The 3,501-nt window shown below is 60.6% G+C and carries 4 protein-coding genes and 1 pseudogene; 2 read left to right on the top strand and 3 right to left on the bottom strand.

All coding sequences use genetic code 11. The features are described from left to right. Nucleotides 1-98: 98 nt before the first annotated feature. Nucleotides 99-443 carry a cupin domain-containing protein gene (locus OC610_RS23560; protein WP_003177747.1) on the bottom strand — a complete coding sequence of 115 codons (345 nt, stop codon included), beginning with the start codon at nucleotides 441-443 and terminating at the stop codon, nucleotides 99-101. A 98-nt stretch (nucleotides 444-541) separates the two neighbouring features. After that, a pseudogene (locus tag OC610_RS23555) lies at nucleotides 542-1,436 on the bottom strand (LysR family transcriptional regulator). A 145-nt stretch (nucleotides 1,437-1,581) separates the two neighbouring features. On the opposite strand from OC610_RS23555, the gene OC610_RS23550 reads away from it, so the two are divergent. Continuing rightward, a complete protein-coding gene (locus OC610_RS23550) occupies nucleotides 1,582-2,346 on the top strand; it encodes a sulfite exporter TauE/SafE family protein (protein WP_264431248.1) in 765 nt (254 codons plus the stop codon). On the opposite strand, the gene OC610_RS23545 is transcribed toward OC610_RS23550, so the two are convergent. Beyond that, a complete protein-coding gene (locus OC610_RS23545) occupies nucleotides 2,336-2,650 on the bottom strand; it encodes a putative quinol monooxygenase (protein WP_264431247.1) in 315 nt (104 codons plus the stop codon). The genes OC610_RS23550 and OC610_RS23545 overlap by 11 nt on opposite strands. A 196-nt stretch (nucleotides 2,651-2,846) precedes the next feature. Here OC610_RS23545 and OC610_RS23540 point away from each other — a divergent pair, with 196 nt between their 5' ends. Then, on the top strand, nucleotides 2,847-3,437 hold the full coding sequence (locus OC610_RS23540; protein ID WP_030139723.1) for an NAD(P)H-dependent oxidoreductase: 591 nt from the start codon (nucleotides 2,847-2,849) through the stop codon (nucleotides 3,435-3,437). Nucleotides 3,438-3,501: the final 64 nt, after the last annotated feature.

Here is a 3,501-nt window from a genome sequence, read left to right as displayed (position 1 = left end):
GGAGCAAGCTCCCTCGCCACAGGGCATTGCTGAAGCGGTGAAGCTTCCACGGTTGTTTTCCGAGAGACCATGTCGGGTGGTCTCTCGGCTTTTTTGCCTCAGGCAAAAACGAAATATTTGCGCACGGTCTCGACCACTTCCCAGGTGCCTTTCATCCCTGGCTCAACGACAAAGATGTCACCGGCCCGCAGATGGATCGGTGCCATGCCGTCCGGGGTGATCACGCAGTAGCCCTCCTGGAAATGGCAGTATTCCCACTTCACATAGTCCACTCGCCACTTGCCGGGCGTGCAGATCCAGGTGCCCATGATCTTGCTGCCGTCTTCGCTGGTGTAGGCGTTGAGGTTGACGGTGTGCGGATCGCCCTCAAGCTTTTCCCATTTGCAGGCGTCGAGTACGGGCAGCGGATGGGTGTCACGCAGGACGGTGATGGGGGCGGTCATGTGAGCTCCGAAAAGGCGCAAAAAAGAACCTGCACCCTAGCGCGGAGCAGGACTGGGCAGATGCCTGTGCTCGACACCGGGCTGTCCAGAAGCGCGCATCAGTCGGCCAGGTGCCGAGCCAGGGCTTTGGCATAGGCGGGCAGACCTTCGAAGTTGCGGGCGCAGAGCAGCAACCTCCGGTGGGCCCATGCCTCTTGCAACGGGACGCACCTATACGCGGGCTCGGACGGTCGCCGATCGATGGCAGCCTTTGGCACGATAGCGATGCCAGCGCCATGGCCCACCATGCGAATCCCCCCATCGAAACTGTCGGCGCGAATGCGGATTTGCATGCGTGAGCCGATGTGCAGGGCCTGTTCTTCCAGATGGATCGCCAAGGCGCTGGAGGCGTTCAGGCCGACATAGTCGTGGTTGAGGGTCTCGCTGAAACGCACGGCTCGGTCGTCAGCCAGGGGGTGTCCGGTCGGTAGGATCAATACCAGCGGGTCGTCGCGAAAAGGCCAGGCCTGAAGGCCAGGCCTGAAGGCCATCGGTGTCCACCGCGTCGGAAACGATACCTAGGTCCGCTGTGCCCTGGCGCAGCGCATGGGTGATCCGGGAGCTGGGCAATTCCTGCAGGTCGATGTCGAGGTTGAGATGGGCCTTGAGAAAGCCTGCGAGCAATTCGGGCAGGTACTCGGTCATGGCGCTGGTGTTGCAGAGCAGTCGTACCCGGCCTTTCGCGCCTCGAGCGTATTCGCCCAGATCCTGCTGGAGACGTTCGGCATGTTGCAGCAGGATCCGCGCATGTTCGGCCAGGGCCTTGCCGGCCGGCGTCGGGGTCACGCCACGTCGCCCGCGTTCGAGCAAGTCGATGCCCAGGGAAGCTTCCATGGCTCGGATCCGCGCGCTGGCCGCGGCCAGGGACAAATGGCTGCAAGCCGCACCGGCGGTGATGTTGCCGGCGTCGAGGACGTTCAGGTAGAGGCGCAGGTCGGTGAGGTCGAAGTGCATGAGGGCCTGTCTCAAGTTTTGCGGTGTTTGGTATGCCGTCTTCGCGAGCAGGAGCGTCAACAGAGTCTCAGCCTCTCGCTGGAAGAGAGGCACCCTCAGTGTATGACACATTTCCAAACCACCGCCCCGGGCGCACGATAATCCCATGAACACACTCATCGCTTTCTATCAGAACCTCGGCCCGGCCCTGTCTCTGCTGGTCATCGGCACCTTCCTGCTGGCCGGCACGATCAAGGGCGTGATCGGCCTCGGCCTGCCGACGATCGCCATGGGCTTGCTCGGCTTGGCTATGGCACCGGCGCAGGCTGCAGCGCTGTTGATCATTCCGGCGACCCTGACCAATGTCTGGCAGTTGACGTTTGGCGGGCATTTGCGCGCGCTCGTACGGCGGCTGTGGCCGCTGCTGCTGGCGATTTTCATGGGCACCGGATTCGGTACGCTGTGGATCGGCATGGTGGGCGGGGCCTGGGCAATAAAAGGACTGGGCGCCGCGCTGATGGTTTACGCGTTGAGCGGCTTGTTTTTACCGACGTTGCGGGTCGGTGTAGGGCAAGAAGGCTGGCTTGCTCCGCTTTGCGGCTTGCTCACCGGTGTGATCACTTCGGCCACTGGCGTGTTCGTGATTCCAGCGGTGCCTTATCTCCAGGCGTTGGGCTTGAACAGAGATGAGCTGGTCCAGGCGCTGGGCCTGTCATTCACCGTTTCAACATTGGCCTTGGCGGCCGGGCTGTTGTGGCGAGGCGCCTTGGGTGGCGGCGAGTTGAGTGCATCGCTGCTGGCGCTGATACCGGCGTTGCTGGGAATGTGGCTCGGGCAATGGCTGCGCCAGCGGATCAGCGCCGTGCTGTTCAAACGGGTATTTTTCATTGGCCTCGGTGTGCTCGGCGGCCATCTGCTGGTCAGCGGTTAGCCGAGGACGCGCTAAGCATGTTGACGCGACGAATCTCGAAATCGCGCTCCAGGTAATCCATGCGCTGTTCGAAGAATTGCTTCATGTGCGGCAGGTTCGAGTGCACGTCCAGATCAGCCTGGGACGCCCAGATTTCGTAGAAGATGAACAACGTCGGGTCCTGCTGGTCCCGCAGCATGTGGTATTCGATGCAGCCGGGCTCGGCGCGACTGGGTTCGACGTAGGCGCGAAACAATGCTTCGAAGGCTTCGGCTTTTTCCGGGCGGGTCTTGGCGTGCAGGATGAAACCGTGCAATTCACTCATCAGGGTAGGCTCCTGGATTGAAGATCCGGAGATTTTACGGCAACAATCTGGCGCCTATTCGTGCGTCTGAATCAAAACTGTTTTGTCGTTGCGGTGCTTATTCCGCGCGAAGCTCATCGGTACCCTGCCGCCATCATTTTTAATCTTCCCTTGGCGACGCCTCAGCGGCCACGCCTTGGAACCGATGAGGCTCCCGATGAAAAAAGTCCTGTTGCTCAATGGCGGTAAACAATTCGCCCATTCCGACGGTCGCTATAACGCCACGCTTCATGACACCGCACTGAGCGTCCTGGACCGTGGTGGCCTGGATGTGAAAACCACCTTCATCGACGGTGGCTACGACATCAAGGAAGAGGTCGCCAAGTTTCTTTGGGCTGATGTGATCATTTATCAGATGCCCGGCTGGTGGATGGGTGCCCCGTGGACCGTGAAAAAATACATCGACGAAGTCTTCACTGAAGGCCATGGCAGCCTCTATGCCAGCGACGGCCGCACGCGTTCCGATGCTTCGCAAAAGTACGGCAGCGGAGGCCTGGTGCAGGGCAAGCAATACATGTTGTCGCTGACCTGGAACGCCCCGCAGCAAGCCTTCGACGACCCGACGGATTTCTTCGAAGCCAAGGGCGTGGACGCCGTGTATTTTCCCTTCCACAAGGCCAACCAGTTCCTCGGCATGACCGGCCTGCCGACGTTCCTGTGCGTGGACGTGATGAAGCGCCCGAACATCGAGGAAGATGTGGCGCGGTACGAGCGGCATTTGGCCGAGGTGTTCGGCCTTTCGCGATAATCCATTAGTATCAGGTTTCACCTGAAGCGAAGGTGTAACCGTGGCGAGGGAGCTTGCTCCCGCT

The sequence above is a fragment of the Pseudomonas agronomica genome, assembly GCF_025917275.1.
Lineage (GTDB): Bacteria > Pseudomonadota > Gammaproteobacteria > Pseudomonadales > Pseudomonadaceae > Aquipseudomonas > Aquipseudomonas agronomica.
Note: the sequence above shows the minus strand (reverse complement) of the source record. Positions and strands in the feature narration are given on the sequence as shown.